Below are 18,363 nucleotides of genomic sequence, written 5' to 3'. Positions count from 1 at the left end.
GCATATTGACCGTCTGGTCGAAATTCCGTCAACATCGTCCGTAGCGGCCACAGACGCCGTGGCAGTTGGGAGGGCTGGGCGCCGGATGTCCGATTGGCCGAGGACGACCTATTGGGGTGCGCTGGAGCGGGCGGCGCGCCTCTGGCCCGAGACCGAGGCCATCGTCCTGCCCGAAGAGCGGGTCACCTTCTCGGCACTGCGCGACCGGGTGCTTTCCCGGGCGGACAACCTGCGGCGGCTTGGCCTGCGCCGTGGCGAGCATGTTGCGATCTGCATGGGCAATTCGGTCGAATGGGCTACGCTGCTGCTGGCCGCGGGCACGCTCGGGGCGGTAGTCGTGCCGATCAACACGCGGTTGCGCCCGCCCGAGATCGCCTATGCCTTGCGGCAATCCGATTGCTGCTTCCTTGTCATGCAGGACCGCCTGCTCAAGGTGGACTTCGTCGCCATGCTCCGCGGCATCGAGCCGGCGCTGGACGGCGCGCTGCCCGGCGCCGAGCTTCCGCGGCTGCGCACGGTCATCGTGCAGGGCGACGACGTGCCGGCGGGCGCCCTGCCCTATTCCGAGATGACGACCGCTGCGACGCCAGGCTTCGCCCCAGCCGCACAGGGCGTGCAGCCCGACGACGTCGCCCTCATCCAATACACCTCCGGCACCACCTCCGCGCCGAAGGGTGCGATGCTGTCGCATGACGGCATGCTGCGCGACGCGTTCCATGTCGGCCGGCGGCTCGACCTACGGCCAGGCGATCGCTACTTCAGCCAGCGACCGCTCTTTCATGTCGCGGGCGTCACGCTCTCCTTCCTGACGGCGCTGATTGCCGGCGCCACCTACATCACGACGCCGACCTTCGATGCGGCCTTGGCCGTGCGCATGCTGCAGGATGAATGCTGCACGCATATCTCCGGCAACGACACGATGTTCCTGATGATGATCGGCCAGCCTCGCCCGCCGGAGGAGCGCATCGCGCTGCGCGGCGGCTGGGCGGCGGCGACCGGCGAGGTGATGCGTCAGGCGCAGCAGCGCTTCGGCATGCCGGGGATCTGTTCAGCCTATGGCCAGTCGGAAGCCTCGCCGAATGTCGCGATGGGACCGCACGACGACGATCCTGCGAAGCGGCTGGATGGCTTCGCCTTCCCCCTTCCGGGGTTGGAGGTGCGGATCGCCGATCTCGACAGCGGCGCGATCCGCCCGGTCGGCGAGCTCGGCGAGATCCTGGTGCGCGGCTGGTCGCTGATGAAGGGCTACTACAACATGCCCGAGCAGACCGCGCGCGCCATCGACCGCGATGGCTGGCTGCACACCGGCGACCTCGGCGTGATGGACGAGGCGGGGCGGCTGCGCTTCGCCGGCCGTGCGAAGGAACTGATCCGCGTCGGCGGCGAGAACGTCGCGCCTGCGGAGGTCGAGGACGTGCTGCATGCGCATCCCGCCGTGGTGCAGGCGCAGGTCATCGGGGTGCCGCACCCGCGACTGATGGAGGTGCCCGCCGCCTACGTCATCCTGCACGGGCGCGACGCCGCGACGCCGGACGAGCTGGTCGCGTGGTGCCGGGAGCGCCTCGCAGGCTTTCGCGTGCCGCACCATCTGCGCATCGTCGACAGCTTCGATCACATCGGCATGACCGCGAGTTCCAAGGTGCAGAAGAGCAAGCTGCGCGAGTACGCCCTCACCGATCTCGGCCTCGGCTGAGCCGGCGCGGCGTTGCCCGGAAGGAGGAAACCCATGGTCGCATTCACGAGGCGAGGCGTCGCGCTTACGGCATTGGCCACGCTGCTCGGTCCCGAGCCGACGCATGCGCAGGCATGGCCGACCAGGCCGATCCGCGTCGTCATTCCCTTTGCGCCGGGGGGCAGCACGGATGCCCATACGCGCCCCGTACTGGAGCGGCTGCATGCACGCTTCGGGCAGCCTTTCGTGATCGACAACCGCGGTGGCGCGGGCAGTGCGATCGGGACTGCCCTTGTCGCGGCGGCTCCGCCCGACGGCTACACCCTGCTCTCGACCACGGCGTCCTTCGTCACGGCGCCGGCGGTGCAGCAGACCGGCTACCAGGTCGCCTCCTTCGACACGGTGGCGATGCTGACACGCAGCCCCTTCGCGGTGATCGTGCCGGCGAACTCGCCGGCGAAGTCCTTGCACGACCTGATCGCGATGGCGAAGCAACGCGGCGACCGGATGTTCTATGCCACCGCGGGCGCCGGCAGTTCCACGCACTTCATCTCCGAGTACTTCAACATGCGCGCCGGCACGCGCATGCAGCACGTGCCCTATCGCGGCATAGGCCCTGCGATGATCGGCCTGCTCGGCGGCGACGTGCAGGTTATCCTTACCACGCCGGCCAGCGCCGCGGGCCAGATGCGCGACGGCCTCGTGCGCGTGCTCGCCTACACCGCCGAAGGGCGTCCGCCGGACTCGCCGGAGGCGCCGACGGTGCGTCAGACAGGCCTGGACTACGAGGCGGAATCGTGGTGGGCGATCTTCGGACCGCGCGGCATGCCGAGGGAGATCCGGCAGACGCTGAACGACGCGATCAACCAGATCCTGCGGGACCCGGAGATCATCCGGACGTTCAACACGCTCGGCTCCAACCCGTCGCCGATGAGCCTCGACGACTTCACGAAGCTGGTGAACGAGGAATCGGCGCGCTGGGCGGAAGTTGCGCGGGTAGCGCGCATCCGCGTCGACTGACGCCGCGGCGCGTCATCGAACGTCCGGCAGCGGCTGCGTGCGATACTTGAATGTGCCCTGGGCGAGCGCGAGCAGCCGCCCTTCGGCGTCCGTGGCCTCGCCGACGGCGCTGAAGATCTGCCGCCCGGCGCCGGGCCGCAGGCGGCCGATCGCGCGGACCAATCCCCCATTCGTGGCCCGCAGGAAATTCGTCGTGAGCGACACGGTGGACGAGCGGCGCGGCGTCTCGCCCGCCGGCGTCCAGCAGCCCGAGCGCGAGCACACGGAATCGAGCACGCTGCAGAGCACGCCGCCATGCAGCCAGCCGCTTCGGTTCAGGTGCATCGGCCTGATCTCGATCTCGGCCTCCGCCTCGCCTTCCTCCCAGCGGATCCAGCGGACGCCAAGAACCTCGTTGAATGCGCTCGGGTCGGTCATGCCGCCTCCTGCTCCACCGGCCGCGCTTGCGAGCGCGATGTACTGACCCTATGGTCGAAAAATTGGTCGATAAGTCAACAAACCGCCGATATCATGTGGTGTGGAGAACGGCGTCATGACGCAGCAGCCACCGTCGGATGCAGGTCTTCTGGCGTTGCTGGCGCCGCGGAACGTGGCGGTGGTCGGCGCCTCGCCTGACCCCAAGCGTATCCGCGGGAAGGTGCTCCGCACGCTCATTGCCGGGGGCTATGCCGGCACGATCTACCCGGTCAATCCTTCCCACGAGACCGTCCAGGGCCTGCGCGCCTGGCCTTCGATCGCGTCGCTGCCCGAGACCGTGGACCTTGCCATGGTCGCGGTCGCCCCCGGGCTGGTGCTGCAGGCGCTGGAGGAATGCGCCGCCGCCGGAGCACGAGCCGCGGTGGTGTTCAGCGCAGCCTCCGCCATCGAGCGCGACGGCGAGGCACCGCTGCATGAGCACATCGCCGCGATCGCACGGCGCACGGGCATGCGTGTCCTCGGCCCGAACACCGAGGGCTTCTTCAACGTCGCCGCCGCGGTCGCCGCCAATTTCAGCATCGTCGTGGAAGACGAGGCCGGGGCCGCCACCCGCGATCTGCGCGATCGTCGTGGCGTCAGCATCATATCGCACAGCGGCGGGCTGGGCTTCGGCCTCTACAGCCGGGCGCGGCGCATGCACCTGCCCATCCGCCATGTCGTGACCACTGGCAACGAGGCGGATGTCGAGGCGCTGGAGGTCGTCGAGTACCTGGTCCGCGAGGGCCGGACCGCGGCAATCATGATGTTCATCGAGGGCTTCCGCAGACCAAAGGATTTCGCGCGCGCCGCAAGCCTTGCGGCCGATGCAGGCGTTCCGTTGATCGTCATGAAGGTCGGGCGCTCCGACGCCTCGCGCCGGGCGGCGATCTCCCACACCGGGCATCTCACCGGCGCGGAGACCGCCTATGACGCCATGTTCGCGCGCCATGGCGTGATCCGCGTCGCCGACCCGGACGAGATGGTCTCGATCGCCGCCGGCTTCTGCATGCCGGCGCGACCGCGCGGAAGGCGCGTCTGCGTGCTGACTGGCACGGCCGGCACAGGCGCATGGGTGGCCGACCTCTGCGCGATGCATGGGCTCGAGGTGCCTCCGCTTGATCCCGCCCTCGCCCGCGATATTGCCGCGGTGATCCCGGAATCCGGTGCGGCCGTGAACCCGATCGACGTCACCGCAGGAATCGTGGACGACGGCGGCGTGACGCTGTCGCGCGTGCTGGACCTGCTGGGGCCGCGCGAGGATCTGGATTCGGTGATCCTGATCTTCTCCCTCGCTCCGGTGGGGCGCATCGCAGCATTCCGTCCGGTGATCGAGGCGGCGTTGTCGCGGCTCAGCAAGCCGCTGCTCTTCGTATCCCAGACGCTGCCGCACCCCGGGAATCTCGCGGAGCTTGCGGATCTCGGCGTCTGGAACTTCTCGTTCAGCGGCTGTGCGCAGGCGCTGCGCGGCCTGGACGACTACCGGGCCTTCCGCGACCGCTGGAAGGCACGCAGCTTCGCGGAAGGGAGCGCAGCAGTGTCTGCCACCTTGGCCCTCACGGGCCACGGCGCACGCAGCGCGGCACTGCGCGCGCACGGCATCCCCCTTGCACCCGACGAATTGGCGCAGGATGCGGATGCAGCAGCGGCGGCAGCCAGCCGCCTCGGCTTCCCGGTGGCGGTAAAGATCGAGTCCGACGACATCCCGCACAAGACCGAGGCCGGCGGCGTGTTGCTCAATCTCGCCGACGCCGAAGCGGTGCGCGACGCGTTCCAGCGCGTACAGGCGAATGCCAGACGCCTCGCGCCTGGTGCCCGCATCGCCGGCGCTGTCGTGCAGAAGATGGCGCCGCCCGGACAGGAAGTGATCGTCGGCGCCATCCGCGATGCTGATTTCGGACCGCTGCTGATGCTGGGCCTCGGCGGAATCCATGTGGAGGTCCTGGGCGACACCGTGTTCGAACCCGTGCCGCTCGGGCCGCGCGAAGCGGAGGCCATGATCCGGCGCCTCCGCGGCGTTCGCCTGCTCGAAGGCGTGCGCGGCGCGCCGCCTGCCGACATTCCGGCGCTGGTGCGACTGCTGGTCGATGTCTCCCTGTTCCTGCAAGCCGCGGGTAGTGGCTGGACCGAGCTGGAGTTGAACCCCGTCCTCGTGCATCCGCTGGGCGAGGGCCTGACCGTGGTGGATGCGCTGATCGCGACCGGTGGGGCATCGCCCCATGGATGACGCGCCCGTCCTGACCGGCGACGACACGGCCCTGGTGCGGGAGAGCGCCCGCGGCTTCGCCGCCCGCTTTCGCGATATGGCGGCGATCCGCCGCGGCCGCGGGCAGATGCCCTGGCATGAGGCGGTGCGCCTGCCGGAGATGGCTGCGCTCGGCTGGCTCGGCGCGCTGCTACCGGCCTCCTGCGGCGGCCTCGAGGCCAGCCTGACAGACATGGCCGCCATCGCCGAGGAACTCGGCGCCGCGCTCCTGGCTGAGCCCTTGGTGCCGCTCGCCGTGCTCGGCCCGCGCTGCCTCCTGCACGCGGCGCCGGACCATGGGCTGCTGCCTTCCGTGGCCAGCGGTGCGAGTCCGGTGACGCTCGCCTGGCAGGAAGGGCGCAACGACATCGCCGATCCCATGCGCGTCGACACAAGGGCGACGCGGGACGCCGAGGGCTGGCGCCTGCATGGCAGCAAGCGCTTCGTGGCCGGTGCCTGGGCTGCCCGCAGCGTCATCGTCAGCGCGCGCGCTTCGGATGGGCTCAAGCTGCTTCTGGTCGAAGCTGACGGTCCTGGCGTGACCATCTCGCAGGAGTCGCGCGCCGACGGCAGCCCGGCGGGGCTGCTCACCCTGGATGCTGCGCGATCCAGCCTGATTGCGGAAGGCGCCGCTGCGGAAGCGGCGCTGCGCATCGCGCTCGACGAGGCTGCGCTGATCGCGGCGGCGGAAGCGCTGGGCGTTGCCCGCGCCGCGCTGGCGGCGACCGCCGTCTATCTCCGCATGCGCGTTGCCTTCGGCCGGCCCATCGCAAGCTTTCAGGCACTCCGCCATCGCATCGCCGACATGCACGTCACCTGCGAACTCGCCGGGGCGAGCCTCGCGGACGCGCTGCGCCTGGCCGAGGGCATGCAGGATCCACGCACGCTTCGCCTCGCCGCGGGCCGTGCGAAGGCGCGTTGCAGCGAAGCGGCGGTCGAGATCACGCGCGAGGCGATCCAGCTGCATGGCGGCATCGGCTTCACCGACGCTTGCGATATCGGGCTGTATCTGAAACGCGCGACCGTCCTGGGGGCCTGGCTCGGCAGCGCCTCGACGCACCATGCGCGCATGGCCGGCGACATCGCGGCGGAACCCCTGGTGCTTGACACCGACGATTCGCCGCAGGCCCGCGGCGGAGCGCAACGCCTCGCCGAAATTCAGGCGATGCCGGTCGCCGCGCGGGATTGGAACGCGCTGAGCGACGCGGAATTCCGCGCCTGCGCACGGTACTTCTTCGACAGCAATCTGCCGCATGACTTGCGCTTCGTACCGCGCCGCATGGGCTGGAAGGAGATCGGCGACTGGTACCTGCTGCTCTCCCGCGCGGGTTGGCTTGCCGCCACCTGGCCGCCGGCGCATGGCGGCATGGGCCTGAACGCCGCGAAGCAAATGATCTATGCCGAGGAGATGCAGCGCGTCGGCGCGCCGCGCCTGCTCGACCACGGCATCAACAATGTCGGTTCCATCCTGCTGGCCTGCGGCACGGAGGAACAGCGCCGCACCTACCTGCCGCGCATCCTCACGGGCGAGCACATCTGGTGCCAGGGCTATTCCGAGCCCGATGCCGGATCGGACCTTGCCAGCCTGCGCACGGAAGCGAGGCTGGAAGGCGAGGAATTCGTCATCAGCGGCCAGAAGATCTGGACGACGCTGGCGCATGAGGCGACGCACATCTACGCGCTGGTCCGAACCGATCGCAGCAAGCCCGGTCGCGACGGCATCAGCTTTCTGCTGATCGACCTGCGGCAGCCAGGGGTCACCATTCGGCCGATCCGCAACATCGCCGGGCATGAGGAATTCTGCGAGGTCTTCCTGGATGGCGTGCGCACGCATCGCGGCAACATGGTCGGCGCGCTGAACGAGGGCTGGGCCGTGTCGCGGGCGGTGCTGGGATTCGAGCGCCTGCGCGTCGGCGCGCCGCGCAATTCCGTGCTCGCGCTGCAGCGCCTCGGCCGCGTCGCACGCCAGACGGGCCTCGAGGACGACCCACTGTTCCGCGCGCGCTTCACCAGGCTGGCCTGCGACGTGCTGGACCTGGCGGCGCTCTACGGGCGCGCGGCGGATACGCTGAAGGCGGGGTCGGCCCCCGGCATGGAGGAGGCCTCCGTTCTCAAGATCGTCGCCACCCGCACGGAGCAGCGCCTGACGGAGGCGCTGGTCGAGGCGCTCGGCGATGCCGGCACCGTTACCGGGCCGCAGGATGTGGCGGGCATGACGATGGATGTGCTGACGCCGTTCCTCAGCGCGCGTGCCGTGACGATCTATGGCGGCACGAACGAGATCCAGCGCAACATCATCGCGCGTGGAATCCTCGGCAAGTGACGGAGGGCGTGACGATCCGCGCCGAGGCGGGCGTGCTGGTGGCGACGCTGGATCGCCAATCGGCCCGCAATGCGCTGGATGCCGCGATGGTCGCCCAACTGGATGCCGCCATCGATCGGGCCGAGTCCGACGCCGCGATCCGCGCCTTCTGCCTGCGTGCGGCCGGCGCGGTCTTCTGCGCCGGCGTGGATCTCGGTCATGCCGCCAACGTGGCAGCCGGCGCCGAGGAACGCGGCATCGCCGATACGGTTCGGCTGACCGGCATGATGCTGCGCCTGTCGCGACTCTCCCGCCCCACGCTCGCGCTCGTGCAGGGCCCCGCCTATGGCGCAGGCATCGGCCTGCTGGTCGCCAGCGACATCGTGCTGGCCACGCCAGAGGCGCATTTCGCCACGACGCAGGTGCGGCACGGGTTGGTGCCGGGCTTCGTCGCGCCTTTCCTCGCGCATGCCATCGGCGCGCGGCGCGCGCGGCGCTACCTGCTGACCGGCGAGCGGTTCGGCGCGGCGGAAGCACAGGAGCTCGGCCTGGTGCATGAGGTGGTGGCGGCAGATGCGCTGGATGCGCGCGCGGCGGCCATCCTGGCCGCGTTGCGCCGCGGCGGGCCCGAAAGCCTTGCCGGCACGAAGCGCATCCTGGCGCAGCATGGCCCGGCCGGATTGGACGAAGGCGCGGTGCGCGCGCTGGCCGAATTCGTCGCCGCGCATCGCCGCACGGCGGAGGCGACCGAAGGCATGGCGGCCTTCCGCGAGAAGCGCCGCCCCGCCTGGTGCGCAGGGGAGAATTGAGCATGGCCGCGGAGGCGGTGACGATCTGCGAGTGCTTCGCCCGCGACGGGTTGCAGCATGAGGAAGCCTTCATTCCGACCGAGACGAAAGTGGCGGCGATCGACGCCTTCGTTGCACTCGGCTTCCGCCGCGTCGAGGCGACGTCGTACTCGCACCCGAAATACGTACCTCAATTCGCCGACGCCGATGCAGTGCTGCAGCGCGTCTCGCGCCGCCCCGGCACACGGCTGAAGGCCACCTGTCCCAACCTGAACGCGGTGCGCCGCGCCATCGCTGCTCAGGATGCGGGCCATGGGCCGGAGGAGATCAGCCTGCTGGTCTCCGCCACGGATTCGCACAGCAAGCGCAACCTGAACCGCAGCCGTGGCGAGCAGTGGGAGCTGGTGGAGGCGATGGCCGCGGAAGGGGCAGGCCGCTTCGTCATGGTCGGGACCATCTCCGTGGCGCTCGGCTGCCCTTTCGAGAAACAGGTCCCGCGCGCGCGCGTGCTGGAGGATGCGCGGCGCATGGCGGCCGCGGGCGTGCGCCACATCGCCATCGGCGATACCGTCGGCATGGGCACGCCGCGCAGCGTACGCGCGCTGTTCGAGGACCTCGCGCGCGCGGTGCCGGACTGCACGCTGATCGCGCATTTCCACGACACGCGCGGCACCGCCATCGCCAACTGCGTGGCGGCCTACGAAGCAGGCGCCCGGTATTTCGACAGCGCCTTCGGCGGGGTCGGAGGTCATCCCACGAAGATCCAGTACGGCGAGGGCTACACCGGAAATGTCTGCACCGAAGACCTGGTGGCGATGTTCGAAGGCATGGGCATCGACACCGGCCTCGACATGTCCCGCCTGCTCGACGTCGCACGCGACTGCGAGACGATGCTGGGGCGCACGCTGCGCGGCATGGTGACGCGCTCTGGCCTCGGCCTGCTGGAAGGAGCCGCCGCCCATGTCTGACACGCAAGTGATGCTGCGCGAGGATCGCGGGGGGGTCCGCATTCTCACGATGAACCGGCCGGACAAGCTGAACGCGCTGAACACGGATCTCACCCGCGCCCTGCACGCCGCGCTGTGGGACGCGGCAGGCGACGACGCGGTGCGCGTGATCATCCTCACAGGTGCCGGCCGCGGCTTCTGCGCCGGCGCCGACGTCACCGAGTTCAAGCACCTCACCGCAGACAACCCGCGGGAGATCGCCGCGCGCGGTGACCTCACGATGCGCCTGCACGCCAGCTTCGCGCAGATCGACAAGCCGATCCTCTGCGCCATCAACGGCTTCGCCATGGGCGGCGGCGCTGGCCTCGCGCTTGCCGGCGACCTGGCGCTGATGGCGGCCTCCGCGAAGCTCGGCTACCCCGAGGTGAAGCGCGGCGCCGTGCCGGCGATCGTCCTGGCAAACCTGGTGCGGCAGCTCGGCCCGAAAGCCGCCTTCGAGCTGGTGACGCTGGGCGAACCACTGACCGCCGAACAGGCGCTCGCGCTGCGCATCATCAACCGCGTGGTGCCGGATGCCGAAATGCTGGCGGAAGCGGTCACGATGGCCGAGAAGCTGGCCGCATGCGGCCAGGATGCGCTGTTCGCCACCAAGCGGCTGTTCCACCGCGTCGCGGCACTGCCGTTGCAGCCGGCGCTGGAAGTGGCACGCGACGCCAACGTGATCATGCGCGGCTATGGCGCAAGGAGCACCGTATGAAGCCGCTGCAGGGCATCACCGTCCTCGACCTGTCGCGCGTGCTGGCCGCGCCCTATGCCACGATGCTGCTGGCGGAGATGGGCGCCGAGGTCATCAAGGTGGAGCAGCCGAAGACCGGCGACGAGATCAGATTCTACGAGCCGGTTGTGCAGGGCGAGAGCGCCTATTACTTCACCGCCAATCGCAGCAAGAAATCCATCACCGCCAACATGCGCAATCCGAAGGCGCAGCAGATGCTACGCGACCTCGCGGCCGGCGTGGACGTGGTGGTGGAGAACTTCACCGTCGGCACGCTGAAGCGCTACGGGCTGGACTACGACAGCCTGGCAAAGGCCAATCCGCGCCTCGTCTACCTCTCCGTCACCGGATTCGGCCAGGATGGTCCCTACGCGAAGCGTCGCGGCTACGACACGGTGTTCCAGGCGATGACGGGCATGGTCAGCCTGACCGGCGAGCAGGGCGGCGAGCCTTGCAAGGCGGGGCTGCCGGTGGCCGATCTTTCCTCCGGCCTCTGGGGCGCGATCGCGGTGCTGTCCGCGCTGCTTGGTCGCAACAGCAGCGGCCAGGGCACGCATATCGACTTCTCGATGTTCGATGGCCAGGTCAGCCTGCTGACCATCGCCGCCGCGCGCTGGTTCGCGCTCGGCGAGGTGCCGACGCGCATGGGCACGGAGCATCCGGGCCGCGTGCCCTCCGCCGCCTTCGCCACAGCCGATGGCGGGCATGTGCAGATCACCTGTAACGACCCGCATTGGGCGCCGCTCTGCAAGCTGCTCGGCGTGGAGGATTGGGGCGCCGATCCGCGCGTGGCGACGAACGCCGCGCGCCTGGAGAACCGCGCGGAAGTGATGCAGAAGCTCGGCGAGGCGATCCGCGGCTGGAAGCGCGACGACTTCGTCGAGGCCTGCGTCGCAGCCGGCGTGCCGGGAGGCCCGGTGCTGAATGTGCGCGAAGTGGTGGAAGACCGGCACGTGCAGTCACGCGGCATGGTCGAGACCTTCGCGCATCCCACGCTCGGCGAATTCCCGGCCCTGCCGGTGCCGTTCCGCTTCTCCGGCTACGACAGGCTGAACGTAGATCGCCCGCCCATGCTCGGCGAGCACACCGACCAGGTTCTGCGCGAGCGTCTGGGCCTGGACGAGGCGGCCATCGCAACCCTGCGCCAGGAAGGAGCGATCTGATGGCGACGCAATACGAGACCATCCTCTGCGACGTCGCCGACGGCGTTGGCACGATCACGCTGAACCGCCCGGAACAGCGCAACGCGCTGAACCTGCAGATGGCGAAGGACCTGTTCGCTGCGGTGAAGCAGGTGGAGAACGACGCGGCGGTGCGCGTGGTGCTGATCCGCGGCGCCGGCCCGAGCTTCTGCGCAGGCGCCGACCTGAAGGAGCGCGCCGGCGTGACGGAGGAATGGCTGCGCAACCGCCGCCTGACAGCCTTCTCCGCCTACGACGCCGTGCAGTACTGCCCGAAGCCCTGCATCGCCGTGGGCCATGGCCCGATCATCGGCTCCGGCTGCGAGATCGCGACCGCCTGCGACTTCATCATCGCCTCCACTCGCGTCTCCTTCCGCTATCCCGAGGCGGTGTGGGGCTCGGTCGGGGCCAGCCAGCGCCTGCCGCGGATCGTCGGCAAGGCGGTGGCAAAGGAATTGCTGTTCACCGGCCGCACCATGGGCGCCGAGGAAGCGCTGCGCGTCGGCCTGGTGAACCGCCTGGTCGCGCCGGAGGAACTGGAAGGCGCCGTGCAGGAGACCGTGGGCATGATCCTGAAGGCCTTCCCGCTTTCGGTGCAGCTTGCGAAGCGCTGCATCGATGTCGGCATGGAAAGCGACCTGCGCACCGGCCAGGCGTACGAACTGCTGGCAATCGACCGCTGCCTGGCGGATAGCGAGTGGCGCAAGGGCGTGGACTCCTTCGCGGCGAACCACAAGAAGCGATGAGCGGCGTGCTCGCCGGGCTGCGCGTCCTTGATTTCACGACGCTGCTGCCGGGTCCGCTGGCCACGCTGATGCTGGCGGATGCCGGCGCCAGCGTGGTGAAGGTGGAACGCAAGCCGGGCGGCGATCCCGGCCGCGCGAACCGCCCGGCGCAGGGCGGCATCAGCGTGCAGTTCGCCCTGCTCAATCGCGGCAAGCGCAGCATCGCGGCGGACCTGAAGAACGCCGAGGAACGTGCCGCCGTTCTGGCGCTGGCGCGCGAGGCCGACGTGCTGGTCGAGCAGTTCCGGCCCGGCGTGATGGACCGGCTGGGCCTAGGCTACGCCGCGCTGCGCGAACAGAACCCGCGGCTGATCTACTGCTCCATCACCGGCTTCGGGCAGGACGGCCCGCTGGCGCAGGTGGCGGGACATGACCTCACCTACCTCGCGCGTGCGGGCATGCTGGCGCTGACCGATGACGGGACGGGCAAGCCTGCCCTGCCCTGCGGCCAGATCGCCGATGTCGGCGGCGGATCGCTGCCTGCGGTCGTCAACATCCTGCTCGCGCTGATCCGCCGGCAGGCGACAGGCGAAGGCTGCCACCTCGATGTCGCGATGACGGAGAATGTGCTGGCCTGGATGCCGCGCGTGATCGCGCCACTGCTGCTGGGCGTGGCTGCACCAGCGCCCGGCAAGGGGCGCCACATGGGCGGCTCACCTCGCTACGGCATCTACACCGCGCGCGATGGCGTCGCCTTCGCCGTCGCGCCGCTCGAGCCGCAGTTCTGGCGCCGGTTCTGCGAACTGATCGCGCTCGATCCCGCGCTGCGCGACGACACCACCAATCCCGATGCCACGCGCGCGGGCGTCGCTGCGTGCATGGCGCAACGGGATGCGGCGGACTGGGAAGCAGTGTTTGCCGGCGAGGATGTGTGCGTGGAACGCGTCCGCACGCCCGCCGAAGCGCTGGCCGATCTGCATGTCGCCGCGCGCGGCCTTTTCGACCGTCGCGTCGCCTTGCCGGAAGGTGGCAACCTCCCTGCCCTGCCCGTACCGATCGCCGCCGCGCTGCTCGGCGCGACGCCGGAGGCTGCGCCGGCGCTGGGCGAGGCGGGGGCTACCGCGGACCTCTGGCGCCGCTGATCGGCCTCAGAGCGGCTCGCCGGCGCCCGTCCCGTGATGCGGCGTGGGGATGCACCATTCCTCGCCGCGCGGGGTGGTGACGTATTCCGGCCAGCGCAGGTCCACTGGCGCATCGAAACCGGCCGGGAGCAGCGGCCCCACCCAGTCCTTGCTGTCGATGCCGCCGGTGCGCTCGCGGAACTCGGCCTGCGCCGCTTGCAACAGGTCAGGCTGGGACGCGAGATCCACCAGCGTCAGCGCCATCGTCTTGGCCGCGACGAACATGCCGGGATCCACCGCCGCCGGCAGTCCGCCGAGCGCGTTGTAGGCCCAGTTCGGATAGGCATAGCCCTTGGAGGGCGGACGCAGCCGCGGGCGTGCCGCCAGCAAGCGCACGGTGGGCGCGTGCCAGCAGAACTCCACATAGTCGTCCGCGCTGAGATGCTTCTGCCAGGAAGGCAGGCCGGCACGCATCCGCGTTTCCTGCTCCTCCGGCGGTGTCAGGCGGCTGACCTCGGCGACGAAGGGATCCGCCATCGCTTCCAGGCCGAGATGACGCTGGATCTGCCGGCCGAATTCCAGTGCCTCTTCGCCGTAGCGCGGTGCGCCGACGGCCTGCAGGTTCTTCCAGGTCAGGTCGGTCAGCGCCATGTTCGGCACGCCGACGCGCGTCTTCGTCACCCAGCGCACATAGGCCTTGCAGCCGGTGACGGCAGCGACATGGCGCGCATTCTGCGCCAGCACGCGCCAGATCTGTTCCTGGATGCCGAGCGAGGAGGAACGCCAGGCGTACTGGATCTGCGAGAAGCGCGGCGTGAGGTTGTCCGAGGTCGCGCCGCCATCACCCAGGATGAACTCGTTCAGAGTCCAGGACCCTGCGTGCGGGAACATCGCCTCCTTGGTGTATTTCGTCGTGGTGTACATCAGGCACAGCGCGTCCACTGCGCCGGGGCAGCGCGCCGCGGCATGCGCGCCCTCGATCGGCATCAGCGATGGGTCGATCCAGGTCTCCGGCGCATCTGCCTCGAAGGTGATGACGGCGCTCCAATAGGCGCCGAAATGCGTCTCCGCCGTCACGGTGTTGGAGGCCCAGGGATGCCACACCACGGCGGCGTCCAGCCCGTCATAGTAGCCCTTGGCAGCGTGGATGGGCTTGGATCCGCAGACCTTCTCCGCAGGCTCGCCGAACAGCTTCAGCGTGGCATTCGTGCCGGTTCGTTCCAGCGCGGCCTTCGCGCCGAGGACCGCCGCCAGCGCGGCGGTGCCGAGCACCGAATGCGGGTCGGTATGACCGGCGGCATACGGATGCAGCCCCGCGCGCGGCGCCGGATAGGGCACCACCTGCTGCGAGTTGCCGGGCACCGCATCGTATTCGGAGAAGCTGGCCAGCACCGGCCCGCCCTTCCCCCACTGCGCGACGAAGGCCGTGGGCATCCCGCCCGAGCCTTCCTCGACCGCGAAGCCTTCCGCGCGCAGCAGGTCGACATAGTCGCGCGCGGAGCGGTACTCGCGCCAGGCAGGCTCCGCATGCGACCAGATCCGCGCATTGAAGGCGGAAAGCCGCGCCTCGTTCGCCGTGATCCAGTCCAGCGCAAGCGCGCGAAGCTCGTCGTTCGTCGGCATTCGCTGTGTTCCTACGCCCGGCGCACGTTCCAGAAAGTCGCGAAGCCGTCCAGAACGCCTTGCAGGTTCCGGCGGTAGGCGGTCGGCTGCATGTACTGGCCCAGCGGATAGTACGGCACCTCGCGCATCGCCTCGAGCTGGATGTCGCGGCAGATCGCCTTCTGCGCCGCCTCATCCGGCGCGCGGAACCAGGCCTCGCGCAATTCCTCGATGCGCGGCATCGTCGCCCATCCGGCATAGCCCGCTTCGCCATTGCCGCGCAGCGCGATGTGGCCCGCCGGATTCAGCCAATCCGTGCCGGACCAGTTGGTGACGAAGGCGCTCCAGCCGCCCTCGGAGACCGGCCCCTTGCGGTTGCGCCGCTGCAGCATGGCGTTGAACTCGACCGAGTAGACCTCGACATTCATGCCGGCGCGCTTGAACATGTCCGCGGCGACGGCGCCCTGCGCCAACAGGGCCGCGGAGTTGGACGGCACCATCAGCAGCACCGCCTCGCCGCGGTAGCCCGCTTCGCGCAGCGCCTGCTTCGCCTTGTCGAAATCGCGCGGGCCGGTCAGCACATCCAGGCCGGCATCGGACGCCATCGGCGTGCCCGGCGCGAAGAAGCCGAGCGGCACGTGGAACAGGCTCGGCTCGTCCGGCCCGACCAGTGCCTGCATGTAGGCGGTCTGGTCGACCGCCGGCCACAGCGCGCGGCGGATCGCCGGATTGTCGAAGGGCGGTTGCAGGTGGTTCACACGCAGCATGGCGACGAAGCCGGTGCGGTCCAGCACGCGTACCTGCACGTTGCGGTCGCGCCGCAGCAGCGGAAGCTGGTCGTGATAGGCGTATTCCTGCCAGTCCTGCTCACCCGCGATCAGCGCGGAGGTGGCGGTGGAGGCATCCGGCATCGAGCGCCATTCGACGCGGTCGAAATGCACGACCTTCGGACCCGAGGTCCAGCCGAGCGCGCCGTCCTTGCGCGGCACATAGCCCTCGAACTTCGTATAGACCACGATGGAGCCCGCCACGCGCTCATCCGCCTTGAAGCGGAAGGGACCGCTGCCGATCAGCTCCGGCACCTGGCGGAACGGATCGGTCTGCGCCAGCCGCTCCGGCATCATCGCGCAGACCGGGACGGACGCCTTGCCCAGCGCAATCGGCAGGAGCGGGAAAGGGCGCTTCAGGCGGAAGCGGATTGTGCGGTCATCCGGCGCGGAGAGTTCCTCCGTCGCGTCCATCAGCGTGGCGCCAAAGGGATCGCGCCGCGCCCAGCGGCGGATGCTGGCCACGCAATCGCGCGCCAGGACGCGCTCGCCGTCATGCCAGCGCAGGCCGTCGCGCAGCGTCAGATCCCAGCGCTTCCCGTCATCCTCGACGCGGTGTCCATCCACCATCTGCGGCGTCGCCTGGAAGTTGGCGTCCATGCCATAGAGCGTGTCGAACACCATGTAGCCGTGGTTGCGACTGATATAGGCCGTGGTGGTGACGGGATCGAGCGTGACGAGGTCCTGCTGCGGCGTGAAGCGCAGCGTGGTGGTGGACTGTGCGCGAAGCAGTGCAGGGCTGCCCATCGCGCCGGCCAAGCCGATCCCGGCGGCCTTGATCATCGTGCGTCGCTGCATCTCTGGCTCCGCTGCTGAGGGCGGTTGTCCCGGCGGGCCACCTTAGCGTGCGATGCGCCCGGCGTGGCAAGACCCCTCGACCAGCAGGTGCCGTCAGCGCGGGCGGAACATCCGCCCGAGATGCGCCGCCGGCGCCATGTCGATGCCGAGCGCGTCCAGGCAGGCCCATACGCCGGCCGCGGCTGAATCGATCACGGGAATGCCGAGTTCCGCCTCAAGCGTCGCCATCACTTCCCACCCCGGCAGGTTGGTGCTCCACAGCAGGATCGCGTCCGGCCGTTCCGCGGCGGCCAGCTCGCGTGTCATCTCCGCGATCCGCGCGGGCGGCACCGCGGCGGAGGCTAGGTTGTCCTTGAGCCCGAGCGTGCGCGCGCCGGCCATCACCCGCCCGAAGCCGGCGGCCGCTTCCTCGGCATACGCGGAATCGCCGGGCGTCACGAAGCCGATGCGCCGCGCCTCGAAGCGGTCGAGCAGCGTCATCGTGCCAAGCGAGGCCGTGGTCGCGACGCAGCCTGCGGCATCCGCCATCGTGGCGCACAGCGCATGATCGGCATCCAGGCCAAGGCCGGCGCCGCGCGTGCCGTTCCAGCAGACCACGCCGACCGCGGCATGGCCAAGCTGCCAGGCGGCGTGGCGGTACGGCTCGGCATCGTAGCCGTCCTTCGGCTGGCCGATCCCGGGGCCGTAATAGGTGATCCGCGCGACACAAGAATCGACACCGGGGAACAGCGGCAGGATCGCCGCAAGGGTGCGTTCCACCGTGCGATTGGAAGACGGCGTGATAGTGCCGATGGCAGGAATGGTCATGCGGGTTTGGTCTCGCGGGGCAACAGGATGGCACGCGACGCGGCGTAGCGCAGCAGGCAGGGCGCGCCGGCTGCTGGTGCCGCCGCCAAGGCAGCGCGGTCGAGCCGCGCGAGGATGCGCCCGGCCGGCGTGCCGACCCAGACATCGAGCCCCTGCCCCTTGAAGATGGCCTGTTCCACCGTGCCCGGCAGCGTCGTGGTGCCGGCTTCTTCCGCGGCATCGGGCGGCAGCAGCGCAATCGCTTCAGGGCGGATCGCCACGGTGCCGAGACTGCCCTGCATGGGTGGCGCGGCGATCGGCGTGGCGAGAAGATGTACACCCTTCGCCGCTTCCAGGCTGGCCACCGCACCCGTTGCCGCGACGCGGCCGTCCAGCAGGTTGGCGACGCCCATGAAGTCCGCGACGAAGCGGCTGGCCGGGCGATCATAGACCTCGGCGCCGGTGCCGACCTGCATCAGCGCGCCATGCTCCATCACGGCCAGGCGGTCGGCGAGCGTCAGCGCTTCCTCCTGGTCGTGCGTAACCATGATCGTGGTGAGGCCGAGCCGCTTCACCAGCAGTCGCAACTCCACCTGCATCTCCTCGCGCAGCTTGCGGTCCAGCGCGCCGAAGGGCTCGTCCAGCAGCAGGACGCGCGGGCGGTAGACCAGCGCGCGCGCGAGCGCGACGCGCTGCTGCTGGCCGCCGGAAAGCTGTGCCGGCATCCGCTCGGCGAAGCCATCGAGGCGCACGAGTTTCAGCGCCTCCGCCACGCGCTGCGCAGCCTCCGCCTTGGGCACGCGACGCATCTCCAGGCCGAATGCGACGTTGCGCGCGACCGTCAGGTGCGGGAACAGCCCATAGGCCTGGAACAGCATGCCGAGGTCGCGCTTGTGCGCCGGCACGCCGAGCACGGAGCGTCCGCCGATCAGCACCTCTCCGGCGCTGGGCTCGATCAGACCCGCCACCATGCGCAGCGTGGTGGTCTTGCCGCAGCCCGACGGGCCGAGGAGGGCGAGCATCTCGCCCGGCGCGACCTCGAGGTCCACGCCGCGCACCACCTGCGTCGGCCCGAAGCTCTTGGAGAGGGCGCGGAGGACAACCCCCGCGCCCTGCGCGAC

At 69.8% G+C, this 18,363-nt stretch carries 15 protein-coding genes; 10 read left to right on the top strand and 5 right to left on the bottom strand.

Going from position 1 to position 18,363, the window contains the following annotated elements:
- The first annotated feature begins 85 nt into the window (after positions 1-85).
- Positions 86-1,693 carry an AMP-binding protein gene (locus E4T13_RS03100; protein ID WP_137176768.1) on the top strand — a complete coding sequence of 536 codons (1,608 nt, stop codon included), beginning with the start codon at positions 86-88 and terminating at the stop codon, positions 1,691-1,693.
- Positions 1,694-1,726: 33 nt separating this feature from the next.
- Entirely contained in the window at positions 1,727-2,692 is a 966-nt protein-coding gene (locus tag E4T13_RS03095; protein ID WP_137176767.1) for a tripartite tricarboxylate transporter substrate binding protein, read from the top strand.
- A 12-nt stretch (positions 2,693-2,704) separates the two neighbouring features.
- On the opposite strand, the gene E4T13_RS03090 is transcribed toward E4T13_RS03095, so the two are convergent.
- Complete coding sequence (locus E4T13_RS03090; protein WP_137176766.1) at positions 2,705-3,109, bottom strand: PaaI family thioesterase; 405 nt, start codon at positions 3,107-3,109, stop codon at positions 2,705-2,707.
- A gap of 115 nt (positions 3,110-3,224) precedes the next feature.
- Between E4T13_RS03090 and E4T13_RS03085 the strand changes: the two genes are divergently transcribed.
- From E4T13_RS03085 to E4T13_RS03050, 8 genes are read left to right on the top strand one after another with little or no spacing between them, the layout of a single operon-like run.
- Complete coding sequence (locus E4T13_RS03085) at positions 3,225-5,372, top strand: acetate--CoA ligase family protein (RefSeq protein WP_137176765.1); 2,148 nt, start codon at positions 3,225-3,227, stop codon at positions 5,370-5,372.
- The gene (locus E4T13_RS03080; RefSeq protein ID WP_137176764.1) at positions 5,365-7,713 is read left to right on the top strand and encodes an acyl-CoA dehydrogenase; all 2,349 of its coding nucleotides are present in this window, start codon (positions 5,365-5,367) and stop codon (positions 7,711-7,713) included. The genes E4T13_RS03085 and E4T13_RS03080 overlap by 8 nt, the downstream gene beginning before the upstream one ends.
- Positions 7,710-8,501, top strand: a complete 792-nt coding sequence (locus E4T13_RS03075) for an enoyl-CoA hydratase-related protein (RefSeq protein ID WP_137176763.1) — start codon at positions 7,710-7,712, stop codon at positions 8,499-8,501. Before E4T13_RS03080 ends, E4T13_RS03075 begins: the two co-directional genes overlap by 4 nt.
- Before the next feature lie 2 nt (positions 8,502-8,503).
- A complete protein-coding gene (locus tag E4T13_RS03070; RefSeq protein ID WP_137176762.1) occupies positions 8,504-9,448 on the top strand; it encodes a hydroxymethylglutaryl-CoA lyase in 945 nt (314 codons plus the stop codon).
- Complete coding sequence (locus E4T13_RS03065; protein WP_137176761.1) at positions 9,441-10,184, top strand: enoyl-CoA hydratase/isomerase family protein; 744 nt, start codon at positions 9,441-9,443, stop codon at positions 10,182-10,184. Before E4T13_RS03070 ends, E4T13_RS03065 begins: the two co-directional genes overlap by 8 nt.
- A complete protein-coding gene (locus E4T13_RS03060; RefSeq protein ID WP_137176760.1) occupies positions 10,181-11,365 on the top strand; it encodes a CaiB/BaiF CoA-transferase family protein in 1,185 nt (394 codons plus the stop codon). Before E4T13_RS03065 ends, E4T13_RS03060 begins: the two co-directional genes overlap by 4 nt.
- The gene (locus tag E4T13_RS03055) at positions 11,365-12,129 is read left to right on the top strand and encodes an enoyl-CoA hydratase/isomerase family protein (RefSeq protein ID WP_137176759.1); all 765 of its coding nucleotides are present in this window, start codon (positions 11,365-11,367) and stop codon (positions 12,127-12,129) included. The genes E4T13_RS03060 and E4T13_RS03055 overlap by 1 nt, the downstream gene beginning before the upstream one ends.
- Positions 12,126-13,250, top strand: a complete 1,125-nt coding sequence (locus E4T13_RS03050) for a CaiB/BaiF CoA-transferase family protein (RefSeq protein WP_137176758.1) — start codon at positions 12,126-12,128, stop codon at positions 13,248-13,250. The genes E4T13_RS03055 and E4T13_RS03050 overlap by 4 nt, the downstream gene beginning before the upstream one ends.
- A 6-nt stretch (positions 13,251-13,256) precedes the next feature.
- On the opposite strand, the gene E4T13_RS03045 is transcribed toward E4T13_RS03050, so the two are convergent.
- The 4 genes from E4T13_RS03045 to E4T13_RS03030 all read right to left on the bottom strand — a co-directional run bounded on the left by E4T13_RS03045 (position 13,257) and on the right by E4T13_RS03030 (position 18,291).
- Complete coding sequence (locus E4T13_RS03045) at positions 13,257-14,852, bottom strand: amidohydrolase (RefSeq protein WP_137176757.1); 1,596 nt, start codon at positions 14,850-14,852, stop codon at positions 13,257-13,259.
- A gap of 11 nt (positions 14,853-14,863) precedes the next feature.
- Positions 14,864-16,456 (bottom strand): ABC transporter substrate-binding protein, encoded by a 1,593-nt coding sequence (locus E4T13_RS03040; RefSeq protein ID WP_137176756.1) that lies wholly within the window; start codon positions 16,454-16,456, stop codon positions 14,864-14,866.
- Between the two features lie 93 nt (positions 16,457-16,549).
- The gene (locus E4T13_RS03035) at positions 16,550-17,263 is read right to left on the bottom strand and encodes an aspartate/glutamate racemase family protein (protein WP_137176755.1); all 714 of its coding nucleotides are present in this window, start codon (positions 17,261-17,263) and stop codon (positions 16,550-16,552) included.
- Entirely contained in the window at positions 17,260-18,291 is a 1,032-nt protein-coding gene (locus tag E4T13_RS03030; RefSeq protein WP_206030055.1) for an ABC transporter ATP-binding protein, read from the bottom strand. Before E4T13_RS03030 ends, E4T13_RS03035 begins: the two co-directional genes overlap by 4 nt.
- Positions 18,292-18,363: the final 72 nt, after the last annotated feature.

The sequence above is a fragment of the Roseomonas sp. AR75 genome (assembly GCF_005222815.1).
Taxonomy (GTDB): Bacteria; Pseudomonadota; Alphaproteobacteria; order Acetobacterales; family Acetobacteraceae; genus Falsiroseomonas.
Note: the sequence above shows the minus strand (reverse complement) of the source record. Positions and strands in the feature narration are given on the sequence as shown.

Coding starts and splice junctions, on each gene's coding strand:
- E4T13_RS03100 (WP_137176768.1), top strand. CDS start 86: ATGTCCGATTGGCCGAGGACGACCTATTGGGGTGCGCTGGAGCGGGCG.
- E4T13_RS03095 (WP_137176767.1), top strand. CDS start 1,727: ATGGTCGCATTCACGAGGCGAGGCGTCGCGCTTACGGCATTGGCCACG.
- E4T13_RS03090 (WP_137176766.1), bottom strand. CDS start 3,109: ATGACCGACCCGAGCGCATTCAACGAGGTTCTTGGCGTCCGCTGGATC.
- E4T13_RS03085 (WP_137176765.1), top strand. CDS start 3,225: ATGACGCAGCAGCCACCGTCGGATGCAGGTCTTCTGGCGTTGCTGGCG.
- E4T13_RS03080 (WP_137176764.1), top strand. CDS start 5,365: ATGGATGACGCGCCCGTCCTGACCGGCGACGACACGGCCCTGGTGCGG.
- E4T13_RS03070 (WP_137176762.1), top strand. CDS start 8,504: ATGGCCGCGGAGGCGGTGACGATCTGCGAGTGCTTCGCCCGCGACGGG.
- E4T13_RS03065 (WP_137176761.1), top strand. CDS start 9,441: ATGTCTGACACGCAAGTGATGCTGCGCGAGGATCGCGGGGGGGTCCGC.
- E4T13_RS03060 (WP_137176760.1), top strand. CDS start 10,181: ATGAAGCCGCTGCAGGGCATCACCGTCCTCGACCTGTCGCGCGTGCTG.
- E4T13_RS03055 (WP_137176759.1), top strand. CDS start 11,365: ATGGCGACGCAATACGAGACCATCCTCTGCGACGTCGCCGACGGCGTT.
- E4T13_RS03050 (WP_137176758.1), top strand. CDS start 12,126: ATGAGCGGCGTGCTCGCCGGGCTGCGCGTCCTTGATTTCACGACGCTG.
- E4T13_RS03045 (WP_137176757.1), bottom strand. CDS start 14,852: ATGCCGACGAACGACGAGCTTCGCGCGCTTGCGCTGGACTGGATCACG.
- E4T13_RS03040 (WP_137176756.1), bottom strand. CDS start 16,456: ATGCAGCGACGCACGATGATCAAGGCCGCCGGGATCGGCTTGGCCGGC.
- E4T13_RS03035 (WP_137176755.1), bottom strand. CDS start 17,263: ATGACCATTCCTGCCATCGGCACTATCACGCCGTCTTCCAATCGCACG.